This window comes from Pseudomonas viridiflava (assembly GCF_900184295.1).
Lineage (GTDB): Bacteria > Pseudomonadota > Gammaproteobacteria > Pseudomonadales > Pseudomonadaceae > Aquipseudomonas > Aquipseudomonas viridiflava.
Genome location: NZ_LT855380.1, coordinates 2,035,921 through 2,053,287 on the forward strand (window position 1 = coordinate 2,035,921; position 17,367 = coordinate 2,053,287).

General features: G+C 58.6%; 18 protein-coding genes. 10 read left to right on the forward strand and 8 right to left on the reverse strand.

The window, feature by feature from the left end; all coding sequences use genetic code 11:
* Positions 1 to 27: 27 nt before the first annotated feature.
* Positions 28 to 639, reverse strand: coding sequence for an HAD superfamily inactivated hydrolase PcrP (pcrP, locus tag CFBP1590_RS09650; RefSeq protein WP_025995302.1), 612 nt, complete (start codon positions 637 to 639; stop codon positions 28 to 30).
* Positions 640 to 830: 191 nt separating this feature from the next.
* On the opposite strand from pcrP, the gene CFBP1590_RS09655 reads away from it, so the two are divergent.
* On the forward strand, positions 831 to 1,532 hold the full coding sequence (locus CFBP1590_RS09655) for an MlaA family lipoprotein (RefSeq protein WP_004881035.1): 702 nt from the start codon (positions 831 to 833) through the stop codon (positions 1,530 to 1,532).
* Between the two features lie 78 nt (positions 1,533 to 1,610).
* Here CFBP1590_RS09655 and CFBP1590_RS09660 read toward each other — a convergent pair whose 3' ends face one another.
* Positions 1,611 to 1,910, reverse strand: a complete 300-nt coding sequence (locus CFBP1590_RS09660) for a PilZ domain-containing protein (RefSeq protein ID WP_004881036.1) — start codon at positions 1,908 to 1,910, stop codon at positions 1,611 to 1,613.
* A gap of 266 nt (positions 1,911 to 2,176) precedes the next feature.
* On the opposite strand from CFBP1590_RS09660, the gene rssB reads away from it, so the two are divergent.
* Together rssB and rssC are read left to right on the forward strand one after the other, a co-directional pair.
* Positions 2,177 to 3,358, forward strand: coding sequence for a two-component system response regulator RssB (gene rssB, locus CFBP1590_RS09665; RefSeq protein WP_004881038.1), 1,182 nt, complete (start codon positions 2,177 to 2,179; stop codon positions 3,356 to 3,358).
* Positions 3,358 to 3,843, forward strand: coding sequence for an anti-sigma factor antagonist RssC (rssC, locus tag CFBP1590_RS09670; RefSeq protein ID WP_004881040.1), 486 nt, complete (start codon positions 3,358 to 3,360; stop codon positions 3,841 to 3,843). Before rssB ends, rssC begins: the two co-directional genes overlap by 1 nt.
* A gap of 78 nt (positions 3,844 to 3,921) precedes the next feature.
* Here the strand turns inward: rssC and tal are convergent, their stop codons facing one another.
* A complete protein-coding gene (gene tal, locus CFBP1590_RS09675) occupies positions 3,922 to 4,857 on the reverse strand; it encodes a transaldolase (RefSeq protein WP_088234919.1) in 936 nt (311 codons plus the stop codon).
* A gap of 246 nt (positions 4,858 to 5,103) precedes the next feature.
* On the opposite strand from tal, the gene CFBP1590_RS09680 reads away from it, so the two are divergent.
* On the forward strand, positions 5,104 to 5,583 hold the full coding sequence (locus CFBP1590_RS09680; protein WP_058431249.1) for a P-loop nucleotide/nucleoside kinase family protein: 480 nt from the start codon (positions 5,104 to 5,106) through the stop codon (positions 5,581 to 5,583).
* Positions 5,584 to 5,651: 68 nt separating this feature from the next.
* On the opposite strand, the gene CFBP1590_RS09685 is transcribed toward CFBP1590_RS09680, so the two are convergent.
* The gene (locus CFBP1590_RS09685) at positions 5,652 to 7,823 is read right to left on the reverse strand and encodes a TonB-dependent siderophore receptor (RefSeq protein ID WP_058431250.1); all 2,172 of its coding nucleotides are present in this window, start codon (positions 7,821 to 7,823) and stop codon (positions 5,652 to 5,654) included.
* A 266-nt stretch (positions 7,824 to 8,089) separates the two neighbouring features.
* Here CFBP1590_RS09685 and CFBP1590_RS09690 point away from each other — a divergent pair, with 266 nt between their 5' ends.
* The 6 genes from CFBP1590_RS09690 to CFBP1590_RS09720 all read left to right on the forward strand — a co-directional run bounded on the left by CFBP1590_RS09690 (position 8,090) and on the right by CFBP1590_RS09720 (position 12,547).
* Entirely contained in the window at positions 8,090 to 9,331 is a 1,242-nt protein-coding gene (locus CFBP1590_RS09690; protein ID WP_088234920.1) for a M20/M25/M40 family metallo-hydrolase, read from the forward strand.
* A gap of 97 nt (positions 9,332 to 9,428) precedes the next feature.
* Positions 9,429 to 9,839, forward strand: a complete 411-nt coding sequence (locus CFBP1590_RS09695; RefSeq protein ID WP_025995307.1) for a LexA family protein — start codon at positions 9,429 to 9,431, stop codon at positions 9,837 to 9,839.
* 236 nt (positions 9,840 to 10,075) lie between these two features.
* Complete coding sequence (relB, locus tag CFBP1590_RS09700) at positions 10,076 to 10,270, forward strand: type II toxin-antitoxin system RelB family antitoxin (protein ID WP_029242986.1); 195 nt, start codon at positions 10,076 to 10,078, stop codon at positions 10,268 to 10,270.
* Complete coding sequence (locus CFBP1590_RS09705; RefSeq protein WP_080665244.1) at positions 10,270 to 10,551, forward strand: type II toxin-antitoxin system RelE/ParE family toxin; 282 nt, start codon at positions 10,270 to 10,272, stop codon at positions 10,549 to 10,551. Before relB ends, CFBP1590_RS09705 begins: the two co-directional genes overlap by 1 nt.
* A gap of 408 nt (positions 10,552 to 10,959) precedes the next feature.
* Positions 10,960 to 11,970, forward strand: a complete 1,011-nt coding sequence (gene dusA / locus CFBP1590_RS09715) for a tRNA dihydrouridine(20/20a) synthase DusA (protein ID WP_088234921.1) — start codon at positions 10,960 to 10,962, stop codon at positions 11,968 to 11,970.
* Positions 11,971 to 12,115: 145 nt separating this feature from the next.
* Positions 12,116 to 12,547 (forward strand): universal stress protein, encoded by a 432-nt coding sequence (locus CFBP1590_RS09720; protein ID WP_025995310.1) that lies wholly within the window; start codon positions 12,116 to 12,118, stop codon positions 12,545 to 12,547.
* An 8-nt stretch (positions 12,548 to 12,555) separates the two neighbouring features.
* Here the strand turns inward: CFBP1590_RS09720 and CFBP1590_RS09725 are convergent, their stop codons facing one another.
* Genes CFBP1590_RS09725 through CFBP1590_RS09740 form a run of 4 tightly spaced genes read right to left on the reverse strand, consistent with a single transcriptional unit; the run spans position 12,556 to position 17,190 of the window.
* A complete protein-coding gene (locus tag CFBP1590_RS09725; RefSeq protein WP_004881182.1) occupies positions 12,556 to 13,020 on the reverse strand; it encodes a response regulator in 465 nt (154 codons plus the stop codon).
* Positions 13,017 to 15,344, reverse strand: coding sequence for an ATP-binding protein (locus CFBP1590_RS09730; RefSeq protein ID WP_088234922.1), 2,328 nt, complete (start codon positions 15,342 to 15,344; stop codon positions 13,017 to 13,019). The genes CFBP1590_RS09725 and CFBP1590_RS09730 overlap by 4 nt, the downstream gene beginning before the upstream one ends.
* A complete protein-coding gene (locus CFBP1590_RS09735) occupies positions 15,341 to 16,009 on the reverse strand; it encodes a response regulator (protein WP_004881185.1) in 669 nt (222 codons plus the stop codon). Before CFBP1590_RS09735 ends, CFBP1590_RS09730 begins: the two co-directional genes overlap by 4 nt.
* A complete protein-coding gene (locus tag CFBP1590_RS09740) occupies positions 16,006 to 17,190 on the reverse strand; it encodes a sensor histidine kinase (RefSeq protein ID WP_029242990.1) in 1,185 nt (394 codons plus the stop codon). Before CFBP1590_RS09740 ends, CFBP1590_RS09735 begins: the two co-directional genes overlap by 4 nt.
* Between the last annotated feature and the right edge of the window lie 177 nt (positions 17,191 to 17,367).

Below are 17,367 nucleotides of genomic sequence, written 5' to 3' on the forward strand. Positions count from 1 at the left end.
TCCACTCCAGAGCAGGCTGCATGTGTGTCAGGGCTTTTCGCCCTTGCTGCGGCGCAGGCTGATGTCTGCAAGGCACGACTCCAGCTCGCCCAAGTGATCGATCACCGAGTGAACGCCCAGCGCATAGAGCTTCAACGTGGCGTGAGCGCGTCGCTGTTCGCGTTCGGCATCGCTCAGGGCTTTCCATTGTAGGGGCGACAACCCGCACAACGGCCCGCACGACGCCAATCCAATCGTCCATAGCCCGGCGTTCAGCCCCGATTGCAGCAGGCGCGGATCACCACTGATCAATACACAGCCATCCAGTTGGCGCACACCCAGAGCCATCAAGGCGGTCCAGCAGGCATCTGGCGCAGGCCACTGTGCGGCGGGACGCGGCGCGGCCATGATCCAGTCATTCAAAGGTTCAGCGAGTTTATTACTGAGTGTGTCCGGCAACTCGTCCAGCCATGCACAGGGCAGGCCTTGCTGACGCAGTCTTCGCAGGGCATCCAATGCACCCGGCGTCGCCTCTGCATGATTGCATTCCCGGTCGGCAGCAGGGCTGGCGGCCTGCGCACCAAAGTCCACAAGGCAACCGCTGAGGCCGAACAGCAGGGCGGAGAATGAGGGTTGCGGGTTGAGGACCGGCGCGAGCATGGTGATCTCTCTGAAATACCAAAGCACGCTACAGGCCTTTTGTGACACTGCGATGAACGAGTGATGACCGCTTTTACCTGCATTGCCTTGCCGACAGAACTGCCTTATTTGTCACAGAACGCTTTATACTGCCGGTCCTTGCGTGTGGGGGCGTAGCACCCGCGTCATTATTTAGATCAGGAGTGTCAGCTATGCCCGTGACCGGTGCAGGCTTTATCAAACGTCTGGCTCAGTTGTCTGTCTGTGCCGGTATGGTGCTGGTTCCAGTTGTCGCGCAGGCGGCAGAAGATGACCCATGGGAAGGCGTCAACCGCGCCATCTTCCGCTTCAACGATGTCGTTGATACCTACACACTCAAGCCACTGGCGAAGGGTTATCAGTACGTCGCGCCTCAATTCGTCGAGGACGGTGTGCACAATTTCTTCAACAACATTGGTGACGTAGGCAACCTTGCCAACGACGTACTGCAGGCCAAACCAGCGGCCGCCGGTGTCGACACCGCCCGCCTGATCTTCAACACCACCTTCGGTCTGCTGGGCTTCATCGACGTGGGCACCCACATGGGCCTGCAGCGCAATGACGAAGACTTCGGCCAGACCCTCGGTCACTGGGGTGTCGGCAGCGGTCCTTTCGTCGTGATCCCTCTGTTGGGCCCGAGCACTGTGCGTGATGCCTTCGCCAAGATTCCAGACACCTACACCACGCCATATCGCTACATCGACCACGTGCCGACCCGTAACACCGCGCTGGGCGTGAATCTGGTCGATACCCGCGCCAGCCTGTTGTCAGCCGAGCGCATGATTAGTGGCGACCGTTACACCTTCATTCGCAATGCGTATCTGCAGAACCGCGAATTCAAGGTCAAGGACGGGCAGGTCGAAGACGATTTTTGATCGTTTTTGCGCAGCGTGATAATGAATAAAGGCGACCAAGGGTCGCCTTTATTATTTTTCCGGATTGTGAACCATGACTCACTTCATGGACACGATGGACAGGCCCAGTTTCTGTCCGCCGCCTTCTTCGTCCGTTACCCAGACCACTTCAGTATCAGCTTCCAGGCCCTTGAGCGCAGGATGATCGGAATCAATGCTGACGTTCAGCTTGTCTCCGACGCTGAACGAGCGGGGCGCCTGGACCTGCATGCCAGAGCTTGAAAGGTCAATGCACACGGCGGGAATAACCTGTCCCGCATGGATCAGGTTGACGTCTGCGTCGACGCGCATGCGGATGTAATCCCTTTTCTCCTCGTAGTCGCGATCGGTTCGACTCATGTCCAGTCCTTCGTTTTGGTTGCTGATGTGACCGTTCTTATAACTCCCGGCGATTTGCGATGTAAAGAGCGCAAAGTCCGCGCCGGAGTACGCTTGAAACGCCCGTCGGATGGGAGTACCGTCTGCGCCTTGAAGGGCACCTCTGAAACACGATGCGCAACATTGTTGTGCACGGATGGTTTAAGAGAGGCTAGAAGCGAATCCAGTAAGCAGGTTCCGGTTAACCGGGCCGCCTACGCAAACCTGATCTGGCGCCGTTTGCCCACATGCCAAAAACCAGTGCCACGCTGCTGATAATCGACGACGATGAAGTCGTGCGCGCAAGCCTTGCCGCCTATCTGGAAGACAGTGGCTTCAGCGTCCTGCAGGCAAGTAACGGCTTGCAGGGTATTCAGATATTCGAGCAGAAAACCCCTGATCTTGTGGTCTGCGACCTGCGCATGCCTCAGATGGGTGGTCTTGAGCTGATTCGTCAGGTGACGTCCATCGCTCCGCAAACGCCGGTCATCGTCGTTTCCGGCGCGGGCGTCATGAGCGATGCGGTCGAAGCCCTGCGTCTGGGCGCCGCCGATTATCTGATCAAGCCACTTGAAGACCTGGCCGTGCTCGAGCATTCAGTGCGCCGAGCGCTGGACCGCGCGCGCCTGCTCAAGGAAAACCAGGTCTACCGCGAAAAACTGGAAACAGCCAATCGCGAGCTTGAAGCCAGCCTTCATCTGCTTCAGGAAGATCAGGATGCGGGCCGTCAGGTGCAGATGAACATGTTGCCGATCACGCCGTGGGCGATCGACGAGTTTCAGTTCGCCCACCAGATCATTCCCTCGTTGTACCTGTCAGGCGATTTTGTCGACTATTTCCGGGTGGATGAGCGACGCGTTGCGTTTTATCTGGCCGACGTATCCGGGCATGGCGCCTCTTCGGCATTCATCACCGTACTGCTGAAGTTCATGACCACGCGGTTGCTGTTTGAATCCAAGCGTGGCGGAACCTTGCCAGAGTTCAAGCCCTCCGATGTATTAGGGCACATCAACCGCGGGCTGATCAGTTGCAAACTGGGCAAGCACGTGACCATGGTTGGCGGTGTTATCGATGAAGAATCAGGCAAGCTGACCTATGCCGTTGGCGGCCATCTGCCGCTGCCGGTGCTGTATACCGAGGGTCAGACGCGTTATCTGGAAGGACGTGGATTGCCGGTCGGGTTGTTCAACGAAGCGACCTATCAGGACCATGAAATGGACCTGCCAGCGTCGTTCAGTCTGACCATGCTGTCTGACGGCATACTCGATCTGTTGCCCGGTGATACACTCAAAGAGAAAGAAGCCGTTTTACCCGAATTGGTGAAGACGGCCGGCGGTAGCCTGGATGGCTTGCGTCAGGTTTTTGAATTGGCAACGCTAGGGGAGATGCCGGATGATATCGCCTTGTTAGTGTTAAGCAGGAATCTTTAATGAGTACCGGTAGAATCCAGTTCGCCGAGCAGGAAGGCACCTTCGTTCTCAAGTTCGTGGGTGAAGTGCGGTTGACGCTGTGTTCGGCCCTGGACGCGACTATCGAGCGAATCTTCACTGCCTTGAATTTTTCGGCGGTGGTGATTGATTTGACCGAAACTCGCAGCATCGACAGCACGACGCTTGGTTTGCTGGCCAAGCTCTCGATCCTGTCCCGTCAGAAAGTGGGTCTGTTGCCAACGCTGGTAACCACTCACGAAGACATCACGCGGTTATTGCAGTCGATGGGTTTCGATCAGGTGTTCAACATCGTCGATCGTCCCATTCCGCGTCCTGAATGTCTGACTGATCTGCCTTCGCAGGATCAATGCGAGGAAGTGGTCAAGGCCAAGGTGCTTGAAGCGCACAAGATCCTCATGGGGCTCAACGACTCCAATCGTGAAGCCTTCCATGATCTGGTCAACGCCCTCGAAGGTCAGCGCTAACAGCATTCCCTGCCTGTCACGCTGAATGGCGGGCAGCAAAAAGGGCGACCTCCGCAAGGAGGTCGCCCTTTAATGTTTTCAGGCCTTGGCGGAGAGCAGAGCCTCGAGCTTTTCCTGATCGCGAGCGAACTGACGAATACCTTCAGCCAGCTTCTCGGTGGCCATGGCATCTTCGTTCGATGCCCAGCGGAACTGACTTTCAGTCAATTTATCGCCAGCTTTGCCATCTTCGCCGGGATTGCCCGGAGCCAGTTTGCGCTCCAGTGTGCCGGTGTCTTCAGCCAGTTGCTTGAGCAGGTCCGGGCTGATGGTCAGACGGTCGCAGCCGGCCAGTTGTTCGATCTGGTTCAGGTTGCGGAAGCTTGCGCCCATCACGACCGTCTTGTAGTCGTTGGCCTTGTAGTAGTTGTAGATGCGGGTCACAGACTGCACGCCAGGATCTTCGGCACCGGTGTAGTCCTGACCGGACGACTTCTTGTACCAGTCGTAGATGCGACCCACGAACGGCGAAATCAGAAACACGCCTGCTTCGGCGCAGGCAATGGCCTGAGCGAAGGAGAACAGCAGGGTCAGGTTGGTTTGAATACCTTCCTTCTCCAGCTTCTCGGCAGCGCGAACACCTTCCCAGGTGGACGCCAGCTTGATCAATACGCGATCACGGCTGACATGCGCTTTGTCGTACAACTCGATGATGCGATGGCTGCGTTCGATCAGGGCGTTGGTATCGAAAGAGAGGCGGGCATCCACTTCAGTGGAAACACGGCCTGGAACGACCTTGAGAATCTCCTGGCCGATGGCGACGGCGAAGCGGTCGCACGCCAGGCCAATGTCACCCTCGCTGCCGCTGAACGCGTCGGCCAGCAGTTGCGAGTTGCTCTCGCTCGAAGCGGCCTTGAGCAGCAGGGAAGGGTTGGTGGTAGCGTCCTGCGGCTTGAGGCTTTTGATTGCGCCGAAGTCACCGGTGTCGGCGACAACGGTGGTGAATTGCTTGAGTTGATCCAGCTTGGAAGTCATGAGCGTGCTCTGTCCTGTGCGGTTGGATGACATTACCCGAGCGCTGCCGCCCACTCAAGGCCGTGGCGCATAAGCTTTGCGCATCAGTGGCGTCGAGGGTCGGCATTGTCGCGCAAACCTTGTCGAGAATGGTTTTGAGCCCATGGCGGGCTGCTTGTTCCCTGAACCTTGATTTAAGCGTGCCCCATGGTCGTATGGTGCGGTTTCACTTAACGTATCTGTACTGGACGAATTGAAAGGATTCCCATGACGACCCCGATATTGCATCTTCTGTGCGGCAAAATCGCATCCGGCAAATCAACCCTGGCCCGCACATTGGGCAGCGAAGCCAAGACAATTGTCATCAGCGAAGACCGCTGGCTTGCGGCGCTCTATCCGGACGAAATCCGCTCTGTTTCCGACTATGTAAATCGCGCCCGGCGTATTCGTGGGGTGCTGGAGCCACTGGTGATCAGCGTACTATCGGCGGGCGTGAGTGTTGTCCTGGATTTTCCTGCCAATACAGTCTCGGATCGAGCCTGGCTTCGTGCGCTCGCCGATGGTGCCCAAGTGCAGAATCGCCTGCATTTTCTTAATGTTGATGATCAGACGTGTCGCGCGCGACTGCGTGCGCGCAATGCCCGGGGTGATCACGATTTTGCTGCCACGGACAAAGAATTCGATCTCATCACCAGCTACTTCACGGTGCCAGACGAGCATGAGGGGCTGGTCATCGTGACGTATTAGGGCGCTCTCATAACGTCTCACAGGCGCCTGGTTTTCTCTGGACGCCTGTGAGTTTGTTTATCGAGCAATCAAAGCGACCACTTCAACGAGAACATCACGTTGCGTGGATCTCCGTAAACGCCGCTGCCGGTCGCGGTTGGAATGCCCTGCCAGTACTTCTCGTCCAGCACGTTGTTCAGGTTCACTCGGGCGTCCCAGTGCTCGTCGAAGCGGTAGCCCGCCATCAGGCCCACCACCGCATACGAATCCTGCTCCGAGCGACCGGTGCCGACACGGTTGTAGGTGTCGCTCTGAGCCAGTACGTCGGCCCCGATGCGCAATTTGCTGAAGTCGCCTGAGAGGTGATACGTGGTTGCGGCCTTGAACAGGTGCTTGGGCTGCTCGGCTGCGAATCGATCACCCTTGTCGAAGTTCCGGTCCTTGACGTACTGGCTCAGCACCAGCGTGTAGGACGCCGAGGCCTGCCAGTTCGGTGTGAGCTCACCGGTGACTTCTGCATCTATGCCGCGGCTACGCACTTCGCCCGCCGCTTCGTAGCAGGTGCGGTTCTGTTGCTGGCAACTGGCGGGCGGATTGACAATGGCGTAAGCGCGGTTTTCCTGAGTCATGTCGAACAGCGCGAGCGAGGCGTTCAGGCCGCCGTTGAAGTATTCGCCCTTCAAACCGATTTCATAGCTCTCGCCGGTCATCGGGTCAAGAATGGCACCGCTCACGTCCTGCTGGTTCTGTGGTTTGAAGATCTCGGTGTAACTGGCGTAGACCGAGTAGGTGTCGTTAAGGTCGTAGACGATGCCGGCATAAGGTGTGACCTCGCGTGTGACCTTGTAATCGCCCGTGTTGGCCGAGCGATTCTGATAGTCGTACCAGCTCACCCGGCTGCCGACGATGATGTGCAGTGGATCGATCGGGTTGAAGCGTGCGGCTGCGTAGATGCCGTCTTCGGTCGCGGTGTTCTGGCTGACATACGCCGTGCGGGTGTTGATGTCCGGCTTGGGAATCACGTTCGGGTTGAAGTTGTAGATATCGATGGGCGTCGAGCCGTAGAAACCGCCTTTCTGGTCGAATTTCTCTTCACGGCGACTGACACCCAGCATCAGGTCATGCTCGCGGCCAAACAGCTTGAAAGGGCCGGACAGCGAGCCATCGATATTGGTCTGCACATCGGTGGTGTCGTACTGACCTGCCGCCTGGCCATAACCGTTGCCGTTAGCCGTCAGATAGTTGGAATACATGTCCGACTCGGCCCATATCTTCGCTGCTGCGATCTTGCCGCTCCAGCCATTGTCGAACCGGTGAGTCACGTCGGTGAATACGCTGACGTTGTCTCGGTCCCAGTAAGCCCAATCGTTGCTCAGGAATGTGGAGCGGGGCAGGCCGAGGTATTGGCCATTCGGACCCGAAGGCAGACTGCCCCAGTCCGATGTTGCATCGTCACGCTGTTTGGAAGCGCCGATGGACCAGGTGGTTGATTCGTTCAGGTCTGCTTCCAGGATTCCGTAGAACGTCTGGCGCTCCTCGTCGCGCTCGTCGAGAAAGCTGTTGCCCTTTTCATACGCTGTCACTACCCGACCGCGCAATGTGCCCGAGTCGTTCAGTTTGTTGGAGGCATCCACTTCCGTTCGGTAGCGATCCCAGCTGCCCGCGCTGGTCGTGACGCTGACTTGCGGTATGGCGGTGGGGCGCTTGCGGATCAGATTCAATGTTGCCGATGGGCTGCCTGCGCCCGTCATCAGACCGGTGGCGCCGCGGACCACTTCGACACGGTCGTACATCGCCAGATCGGCCCCGGAAATGGTGTCCAGCGTGAAGGTGCTCACGATGGTCGGCAGACCGTCGTACATCAGGTTGTCGATGCTGAAACCGCGTGCAAGAAACTGCTGACGGTCTGTACCGAACTTGCGCAGGATGATGCCCGGCGCGTATTTCACCACATCGTTCAGATCGTTCATGCCCTGATCTTCGATGCGCTGACGTGAAATCACGCTCACCGACTGGGGCGTTTCGCGAATCGACAACGGCAACTTGGTGGCGGTGCTCATGGAGCCGGTGGTGTAGGAACCGCTGCCTTCGGTGGTCGCCGTTCCCGCCACGCCTACTCGCGCATTGATGTCGACATTGTCCAGCGTCAACGCGCTCGACTGAGTCTGGGCAGGCGGATTGGTTTGATCGGGAGCAGCCAGCGCAGCAGTTGATGCACCGATAATCGCAAAAGCGGTCAGCGAAGTGAGCGGACGAAACATTGTGGGTTTCCTACGATGGACCTGAGCGTTTGGAAAGTGGCGAACTACTTGAACAACGGGGCGCCGGACGTTTGGTCAGCCAGCAGGCTGGTCGCAGAATCCTAACAATTTTTTCACAATTGACTAAATGCTAATTACTCTCAGTTACATTTATATACATATTTGCATTTGAATGGGTCGACGTCGCTCAGGCGTCTGGAAGTGGTGTTGTGAGGCAGGTTGGGTAAAGATGGGGTTTCAAGCCGCAATGATCTGGGGGAACCAGCATGCAAATTCGACGTACATCGGTTGCGAGTGTCATCGCCTTTTCCATCCTGTCCACCGGCGCTTTCGCGGCGGAGATCTCGCCCGAGCAGCTACTGAAAAAAGCCGAAACCGAACAGACAGCCTATCTCGAGACCGTCAGGCAATTGGTCGATGTCGATACCGGTACAGGCCAGGCTCCCGGCCTGAAAACCATCAGCGCGCTGTTGGTCGAGCGCCTGAAAGCGTTGGGCGCAGAAGTCAGCACCACGCCCGCGACGCCCTCCGCCGGTGACAACATCGTCGGCACGATCAAGGGCAGCGGTACCCGATCCTTTCTGCTGATGGTCCATTACGACACCGTATTCGGGCCGGGCACGGCTGCGAAACGCCCTTTCAAGCAGGACGGTGTACGTGCTTACGGTCCGGGGGTTGCCGATGCCAAAGGTGGCGTCGCAATGATTCTGCATTCCCTGAAGCTTCTGCAGGAGGAGGGCTTCAAGGATTTCGGCACACTCACCGTGCTGTTCAACCCTGATGAGGAAACCGGCTCCAGCGGCTCGAAGAAAATCATCGCCGAACTGGCTCGCCAGCACGATTACGTCTTTTCCTACGAGCCACCTGACAAGGATGCCGTCACCGTCGCCACCAACGGCATCAACGGTGTGATTCTCGACGTCAAAGGCAAGTCTTCACATGCGGGCTCCGCGCCTGAAGCCGGACGCAACGCGGCGATTGAACTGGCGCACCAGATACTGCAACTCAAGGACCTGGGCGATCCAGCCAAAGGCACCACCGTCAACTGGACCCTGATCAAGGGCGGCGAGAAGCGCAACATCATCCCGTCCAGTGCTTCGGCGGAAGCGGACATGCGCTATTCCGATCTGTCTGAAAGTGATCGTGTCATCGCCGACGCCCAGCGCATCGTGCAGAAGAAACTCATCGACGGCACCGAGGTGTCGGTACGTCTGGAGAAAGGACGCCCACCATTGGCGAAAAACCCAGGCTCCGAACAACTGGCCAAAACCGCACAGACGCTTTACGGAAAGATCGGGCGCAACATCGAGCCCATCGCCATGCGCTTCGGCACTGACGCAGGCTATGCCTACGTTCCGGGTAGCGAAAAACCGGCCGTGCTCGAAACCATGGGCGTCGTCGGTGCCGGCTTGCATGCCGATGATGAGTACATCGAACTGTCGAGCATCGCCCCCAGGCTTTACCTGACAGTGGCGTTGATCAAGCAGCTTTCGGATGCCAAATCCTGACGCCATCTGTCGACATCTCTTACGTCCAAGGTTGACCTCAGCCCCGATGCGCGATTAACTGTATATGCATACAGTTAATCATAAAAAGGCTCGCATCATGAGTGTCACCTTCCTTGGCCCCTTGTCCGCAGGGGGCATCAAGCTCCCCTTCATCTCCATGTCGTCCGTCGGCTCGCAATCGCCCGTCATCGAAAAGCACGTCTCGATAGCGGAGCTCTGCGAAGTGCGCGAACCGGACTTTTTCATTGCTGCCATCCAGGACGACAGCATGCAAGGGGAGCACATCAGCAAGGAAGACATGCTGATTGTCGACCGCGGACGCTACGCCGAGCACGGCGACATCGTTATCGCTTCGCTCAACGAGGCGCAGGTATGCAGGCGGTTGCACATGCGCGGGAATGTCGTGATGCTGGAATCCAGCCACAAGGATTACCCGTCGCAGCCTGTGACGGATAATGATGATCTGATTATTTTGGGGGTGGTGACGCAGAGTTTGAGGCGGGTTTGAGTGGCGGGGTGGGTAGCAATTGATTATCCCGTGCCGGCTGTCCGCACGTTTCGACGTTTTTCGAAGATCATCCCATGCTGTGAATCCTGCTCATGAGGGCACACCGAGCTTTCACGTCACCATCCACGCGGAAACCTTACAGGCAGAAATATCTGCTGAAGAGTTTCCCAAGTCGCCAATCCTGACAGCTCGAGTGGAACGTACTAGACTGTGGCCTGTGTGACTTGGAGGTAATTATGAGCACTACACTTTCCCCCATCGTTTCCGAATTTGATACGCAAGAGCAAGCTGATAGCTACGATCTCTGGTTTCGCGCCAAGGTGGAAGCTTCGTTGGCCGAACCTGGACGTGCAGTGCCTCACGATGAAGTCATGGCGCGCATGGACGCGATCATTGAGGCTGCTGAGGCCAGGCAGAGATTGGGTAGCTGATGTTGCCCATTGTCTGGCTGCAAGCTGCTGTAAATGACCTTTCTTCAATCATCCTCTACATCTCCAATGAAAACCCCTCTGCCGCTCGTCGCCTAAAATCACGTCTTCAGGCTGCGCCTTTACCATTAGTTGAACATCCTTATCTTTTTCCTCTGGGGCGGGTTTCCGGTACGCGCGAACTCGTCGCGCATCCCAATTACATCATCGTTTACCGCATTGCCTCAGATCGAGTGGAGATCGTGAACGTCTTGCATTCAAGGCAGACCTATCCGTTGACATGAACAGGGTCACCTGTGTTGCGCAAGGTTCGGCTTCCAATGTGCAATGCGCAGCGTAAGGTAGGTAAGGGTTTATTAAAGGCGGCTATGGAAATCAATGCAGGTCGCTCTGGAGACTTTGCTCAGGACAGCACCTTCGCCATTCATTCCCGTCCCTGTAAGATTCCACGTTGCCCCCTGAGCTACGAGCTTGCGGTAAAAGCTCTGCGCTTCCTGATAAACTACCTTCCCTGCGCGTTTGAACCTGATTTGTGCGGTGTACTTGATTCCACCCTTTTTGTTCATCCTTTGGGTGATCGTTCCCATCTCGTTCCTTCGGTGTTAAAAGTTTTTTTGCGGTGCTAAATTTTAGCACCGAGCCCAAAAAACGGCCAAAAACAGCCCGAAAGTGCTAAAAATCGACTGATAAATATGCAACCAGATATTGCCCAAAACCCCCGTCCTACAAGGCCTGCGCTGTCCCGCCGCTTCTCCGTCGCCCCGATGATGGATTGGACCGACCACCATTGCCGCTTCTTCCTGCGTCTGCTCTCCAAACACGCGTTGCTCTACACCGAGATGGTCACCACCGGCGCGTTGCTGCACGGCGACAGCGCGCGGTTCTTGAAGCATGACGAGACCGAGCATCCGTTGGCGCTGCAGCTGGGTGGCAGTACGGCGGCGGATCTGGCGGCGTGTGCGCGGATGGCGGAAGCGGTGGGGTATGACGAGGTCAATCTGAATGTCGGCTGCCCGAGTGACCGGGTGCAGAACAATATGATTGGCGCGTGCCTGATGGGGCATCCGGAACTGGTGGCGGATTGTGTTAAAGCGATGCGCGATGCGGTGAGCATTCCGGTCACGGTCAAGCACCGTATCGGGATCAATGGTCGTGACAGCTACGAGCAACTATGTGATTTCGTCGGCAAGGTGCATGAAGCGGGTTGCCAGAGTTTTACGGTGCATGCGCGAATCGCGATTCTGGAAGGTCTGTCGCCGAAGGAGAATCGGGATATTCCGCCGCTGCGTTATGACGTGGTTGCGCAATTGAAGAAGGATTTCCCGCAGCTCGAGATCGTCCTCAACGGCGGTATCAAGACGCTGGAGCAATGTCAGGAGCATCTACAGACCTTCGACGGCGTGATGCTGGGCCGTGAGGCGTATCACAATCCCTACCTGCTGGCGGAAGTGGATCAGCAACTGTTCGGCAGTGCCGCGCCGGTTATCAGTCGCGCCGAAGCGCTGGAGGCATTACGGCCTTATATCGAGGCGCATCTTGTCAGCGGCGGCAACATGCACCACATCACCCGGCATGTGCTCGGGCTCGCTCAGGGCTTTCCGGGGGCGCGGCGTTTTCGGCAGTTGCTTTCAGTCGATATCCACAAGCATGAGAACCCGCTGATGCTGCTGGATCAGGCGGCAGCTTTCCTCGAAGGTCGCTAAAGGCGAGCAAACAGGTATTTTCTCAGTGACGTCTGGCAGTCCAGGCGTCGGCTGTTTGCTCTGGATCAAATCAAACACTCTTTGCAGTAGCTGCGCCGCCCGGCTCAGGCTATGTTGACGGCATAATCCAACAAGGAAAGCCGCCATGCATAAAGTTCTTGTTCCTTTCGACGGTTCCGATCACGCCATGCGGGCCCTCGGGTATGTCATTGAGCTGTCTGCCGATCTCAAAAAGCCGCTTGAGGTTCATCTGCTGAACGTACAGGCCAGTCCGATCGACTACAGCCTCTATCTGGCACCGGACATGATCGAGGGTGTGAAGGCCGGTCTGAACAACGAAGGCAAACGCGTGCTGGATGATGCGATCGAACTGCTGACCGCCGCCGGAACACCCTTTCAGGCGCACGTCGATCTGGGCAATGTCGCGGAGCAGGTCGAGGCACAGGTGCAGAAGCTGGGTTGCGACGTGATCGTCATGGGCACCCGTGGGTTGAGCAGCGTGACGGGCCTGTTGCTGGGCTCGGTCGCCACGCGGGTGATTCATGAAGCGTCGGTGCCGGTGACGCTTATCAAGTAAGCCGCCAGCTATTGCTGTGCCAGCGAACGTGGCTGGCGCAGCAGTTCTATATGCTCGGGCGGCACCAGCTTGCGCAGGGTCTTGTACAGCGCGCGCGTCTCCAGCAGGTTCCAGATCCGCAGCATGGTTTCCAGCGCATCGAGCGGTTTGCTGATGAAGTCACGTGCACCCAGTGCCAGGGCGCGCAGGCGAGTGTCACGCGTAGCGTCGGCAGTCAGAACCATGATCGGCACATAATCATTGGTGGGAATGCGCCGGTTCAGTTGTTCCAGGACCGCAAAGCCATCGAACTCGGGCATGTGCAGATCCAGTACCACCAGATCCGGCTCGAAACTGTTGAACAGGTCCAGCGTACGCAACGGCTCGGTGCTGCTCAGTACGTTTGTCAGTCCTTCCCGTGCGAGCAGTTGCTCCATCAACTCAAGGTTGGGGCGCTGATCATCAATGATCAGGATACGGAAATCTCCGGTCATGTCGGCTCCGGTATGTATTGATCCAGATACGCGAGAAAGGCCGGCACCTGGATGGGTTTGGTCAGGATGGCGGTTGCGCCGGCCGCTTGCAAGGTTCGTTGAACGGTGTCGCTGGCGTCGGCGGTGATCATCAGGATCGGCGTGTGCGCGGTCGCTGGCAGGCGCCTGAGCCGCTGCAGGACCTCCAGCCCTTGAAGGTCCGGCAGATTCAGGTCCAGCAGGATCAATTGCGGGGCATGCTGCCTTGCCAGGTCCAGACCCAGTTGCCCCTGCATGCTCGACAGCAACCGAATGCCCGGTCTGCGCTGCAGCAACGTTTCGATCAGGGCCATGCTCGACAGATTGTCTTCGATACACAGCACTTTGCCGTGATAGTCGGCAGTGGCAGGGCGTTGCACAGCCGGGAGCAGTTCGGTCGGACGCGGTGCGGGTGCGACGGGAGCCTGCACTTGAACGTGAGGCAGTCTCAGGGTGAAGCGGCTGCCCTGTCCGGGCGTGCTTTCCACCGACAGCTGACCCTGCATCATCTCGAGCATGCTTTTGCTCAGCGCCAGCCCCAGGCCGGTGCCTTCGACATTCGGATCGGCACCCAGGCGCTCGAACGGCTTGAACAACTGATCAATGCGTTCGGCGGCGATGCCGTGGCCGGTGTCTACGACGGTTACGGACGTGTGCTCATCCAGTTGCTCGACTTCGATCTGCACCTGACCATGGGGCCGGTTGTACTTGATGGCGTTGGATAACAGGTTGAGCAACACCTGAATCAGGCGCTGGCGGTCGGCGATTACGCCAAGTTCGTCCGGCATGTCGGGCAGTTCGACCAGCCGGATGTTGCCGTCCGCCGCCATCGGCGAAACCAGCACCAGCGCTTCCTGAAGCACCGCCGACAGGGCCACCGGTTCCAGGCTCAGGGACAGGTGACCAGCTTCGATACGGGCGATGTCCAGTACCTCGTTGATCAGCTTCAGCAAATGCTGACCGGCACGCAGGATGTGCCCGACCTGCGGCCGCTGGCTTGCCGTCGAATCCATGTCCAGCAACTGGGCAAACCCCAGGATCGAGTTCAGCGGCGTGCGCAACTCGTGGCTCATGCGCGAAAGAAACTCGCTTTTCGCCCGGCTGGCGCGTTCGGCTTCTTCACGGGCCGTACCCAGCGCGATCTCTGCGGCACGGCGGTCGGTGATGTCGCGGGTGATCTTGGAGAAACCGCGCAGTTCGCCGTTGCCGTCGTACTGTGCAGTAATCACCACGCTGGCCCAGAAACGGCTGCCGTCCTTGCGGCAGCGCCAGCCTTCTTCCATGTAATGCCCTTCGACCGTAGCCTCATGTAACGCCATGTCCGGATGCTGCGGACACTCCTCTGGCTGGTAGAAAACAGAGAAGTGCTGACCGATGATTTCCTGCTCGGTGTAGCCCTTGATGCGCTCGGCACCGGCGTTCCAGGTGGTGATGTAGCCGTGCTTGTCCAGCGCGAAAATGCCGTAGTCCTTCACGCCTTCAATGATGAGCCGCAGGCGTTCTTCGTTGTCCCGCAGGGCGCGCTCACGCTCGGCAAGCAATTGCCCGGCTTCGACCAGACGCGTGCTCAACTGACCGATCTCGTCTTTCTCCGGAGGTTGTGGCCGCAAGGGATGGCCGAGCGCCAGGCGTTGGGCGTTGCGCTGCACCTGCTGGACCCGCGTGACGATGCCTCGCGACAGCATGAGCACCGCCAGAATGGCGCCGATGATGCCGCAGGCCGCGGCCAGCAGCGTGGACAGCAACAGTTGCTGGCGAGTGGCCGACGCGGCGGCAGTGCGTTCGGCCAGCAGCGTGTCCTCGCGCTCGCGCATGGTGCTGATGCGTTCGCGCAATTGATCGAGCACGTATTTGTTTTCAATCAGGATGCGCGTGATGTTTTCCGGTACATCCAGGCTGAGTGCCTGCAGTTTTGCCAGCCCGTCGGCCTTGGCGTGGATCAGGGGCTCGATCGACGTCAGGTACCCGCGCATCCGCTCGTCCTGGATATTGGCATCAAGCCGTGACAGCGCCGCGTCGATCAGCGGCTGTGCGTTCAGATAACCAGGCAGAAAATCCGCCTGGCGGGTCAGCAGGTAACCGCGCACGCTTGCGGCTGCTTCGGCGATCTGGGTATGCACCGTCTGAATATCACCCTGCACCAGCAGTGCACGGCGCACATCCTCTTCGGCCTGCGCGGTCTGGCGCTCGGCGTGATAGATCAACCCCAGCGAGGACATCAGCACCACCAGCGGCATCGAAATCGCCAGCAGTGCCTTGCCACGCAGGGGGAGATCCTGCCAGCGGCTGGTGGACAGTGCTGTCATTGCCAGTCGCCCGGTGCCTGAGTAACCAGTCCCAGCGCCACACCACGCACGGCCGCCTGGGTGCGATCAGATGCGCCGAGCTTGCCGATCACTTTTTCCACGTGAGCCTTGGCAGTCCCGGTGGTGATGCCCAGTTTTTCGCCGATTTCCCGGTTGCTGAAACCGCCTGCCACCAGCCCCAACACCTGACGTTCGCGAGGCGTCAGGGCTTCGGGCAGTGACGCGCCGCTGGTGTTGCGCTCGGTCATGCGGCGCAGCAGGCGTGCGCTGACCGCACTGTTCAAAGCCTCTTCACCACGTGCCACGCGTTGCAGGCTGGCAATCACCTCATCGCGGCTGGCGTCCTTGAGCAAGTAGCCCACGGCACCGGCGCTGATCGCCGCTTCCAGGTGATCGGTGCTGTCGTCCATGGTGAAGATCACCACCTTGAGCTTCGGCATGCGTTGCTGCAGAAGCCGGGCTGCGCCCAGTCCGTTGAGCACCGGCATGCGGATGTCGAGTATCGCGATGTCCGGTTGCAGTTCTTCGCAGAGCTCAATGGCCTGCTGGCCGTTGGCGGCCTGGCCAACCACTTCGAATTCAGGATGTCCTGCCAGCAGCGAGACGAATCCGGTACGGGTCACTTCATGGTCGTCCGCAAGGACCAGTCGCAGGGTGTCAGTCATTGAATTGCCTTGTCAGCAGTGAAAGGGACAGTAGCGCGCAATCGCGTCCCGCAATCGGGACGGCTGACACAGGTCAGGCGGCCACCCATCAGACTGGCGCGCTCCTGCATGGCCACCAGCCCCAGTTTCTGAACGCCGTTGCCGTCGCTGCGCTGATCGGTCACGAAACCGCGGCCATTATCCTCGAGCAGCAGCGAAACGTTACTGTCGCTGATGTCCAGCGCCAGCTGCACGCTGCCAGCGCCCGAATGCTTGAGCACGTTGTTGATGCCTTCCTGAGCAATGCGAAACAGGCCGATCTCCAGATGGCTGGGCAGGCGGACCATCGAGCGCGAGCTCCAGTGCACGGCGATGCCGGCTTCACGCAGGCGGTCAGCTTCCTTGTCGACCGCCTGAAGCAGGCCGAAGTCATCGAGCACGGTAGGGCGCAGACCGCTGATCAACTGCCGTCCTTCGCCCACGCAGTGTTGCGCCAGATTGAGGATGGCCTGCAGGTCGGCGCTCATGGGCTCCGGCAGTTCCGGGCAGCGACCGGCGAAACCTTGCAGACGCTGATGCAGTCCGGCAAGCGTTTGTGCCAGACCGTCATGCAGGTCATAGGCCATACGCTTGCGTTCGTCTTCCTGAGCGGTGAACAGTTGATGCACCAGCTCGGACATGGTCCGCTCCCGCGCCACCAGCGCTTCGAGTAGGCGGTTGTTCTCCAGATGCGCCGCCAGCAGAGTGGCGAGCAGTTGCAGGGATTCGATGTCCTCGTTGTCCGGGGCATTGATCCCGACGCTGTTGGCGAGCAGCAGCGTGCCGAACGCGCCTTCATCTGCACCGCGCAACGGCAGCATCAGCACACTGGGCAGTCGGTCTTGCGGACAATCCAGCCACTGCGGGCCGACGGCCAGGGGGTCGGCCACCTTGTCCATCGAGTTCAGACGTTCCTTGCTGCCGTGGCTGGCCGTGATCGTGACTACGTTATCGCTGTTCCACTCAAGCAGCAGGCCATGGTCCATGGCCACGAAGGCACAGGCCCGTTGCAGCACCCGCTGGCGCATGGCTTCGGGCGGCAACTGGGTCAGTTCCTGGCCCGTGTCCACCAGAAGTCGCAGACGGGCGGCACGGCTTTGTGACTGGCGATACTGGGTACGGATCGCCAGGGCACTTGCCGGGTCATGGGGAGGGCTTTGCATAGGGGAGGGCTCCAGCGAAGGGTGATGCGCGCGCGAGCACACCTTGAGTACAGCCATTAGAACGCGTAAGGCGATTGTGCGCCTATCTGCCAGTTGGCATAGGCAAATAACCCCGTTCGGCCGATGGAGAAAACAGCGCTACAGGGCAAATTGGCAACCACTGAATCCCTGAACCGA

Coding starts and splice junctions, on each gene's coding strand:
- pcrP (WP_025995302.1), bottom strand. CDS start 639: ATGCTCGCGCCGGTCCTCAACCCGCAACCCTCATTCTCCGCCCTGCTG.
- CFBP1590_RS09655 (WP_004881035.1), top strand. CDS start 831: ATGCCCGTGACCGGTGCAGGCTTTATCAAACGTCTGGCTCAGTTGTCT.
- CFBP1590_RS09660 (WP_004881036.1), bottom strand. CDS start 1,910: ATGAGTCGAACCGATCGCGACTACGAGGAGAAAAGGGATTACATCCGC.
- rssB (WP_004881038.1), top strand. CDS start 2,177: ATGCCAAAAACCAGTGCCACGCTGCTGATAATCGACGACGATGAAGTC.
- rssC (WP_004881040.1), top strand. CDS start 3,358: ATGAGTACCGGTAGAATCCAGTTCGCCGAGCAGGAAGGCACCTTCGTT.
- tal (WP_088234919.1), bottom strand. CDS start 4,857: ATGACTTCCAAGCTGGATCAACTCAAGCAATTCACCACCGTTGTCGCC.
- CFBP1590_RS09680 (WP_058431249.1), top strand. CDS start 5,104: ATGACGACCCCGATATTGCATCTTCTGTGCGGCAAAATCGCATCCGGC.
- CFBP1590_RS09685 (WP_058431250.1), bottom strand. CDS start 7,823: ATGTTTCGTCCGCTCACTTCGCTGACCGCTTTTGCGATTATCGGTGCA.
- CFBP1590_RS09690 (WP_088234920.1), top strand. CDS start 8,090: ATGCAAATTCGACGTACATCGGTTGCGAGTGTCATCGCCTTTTCCATC.
- CFBP1590_RS09695 (WP_025995307.1), top strand. CDS start 9,429: ATGAGTGTCACCTTCCTTGGCCCCTTGTCCGCAGGGGGCATCAAGCTC.
- relB (WP_029242986.1), top strand. CDS start 10,076: ATGAGCACTACACTTTCCCCCATCGTTTCCGAATTTGATACGCAAGAG.
- CFBP1590_RS09705 (WP_080665244.1), top strand. CDS start 10,270: ATGTTGCCCATTGTCTGGCTGCAAGCTGCTGTAAATGACCTTTCTTCA.
- dusA (WP_088234921.1), top strand. CDS start 10,960: ATGCAACCAGATATTGCCCAAAACCCCCGTCCTACAAGGCCTGCGCTG.
- CFBP1590_RS09720 (WP_025995310.1), top strand. CDS start 12,116: ATGCATAAAGTTCTTGTTCCTTTCGACGGTTCCGATCACGCCATGCGG.
- CFBP1590_RS09725 (WP_004881182.1), bottom strand. CDS start 13,020: ATGACCGGAGATTTCCGTATCCTGATCATTGATGATCAGCGCCCCAAC.
- CFBP1590_RS09730 (WP_088234922.1), bottom strand. CDS start 15,344: ATGACAGCACTGTCCACCAGCCGCTGGCAGGATCTCCCCCTGCGTGGC.
- CFBP1590_RS09735 (WP_004881185.1), bottom strand. CDS start 16,009: ATGACTGACACCCTGCGACTGGTCCTTGCGGACGACCATGAAGTGACC.
- CFBP1590_RS09740 (WP_029242990.1), bottom strand. CDS start 17,190: ATGCAAAGCCCTCCCCATGACCCGGCAAGTGCCCTGGCGATCCGTACC.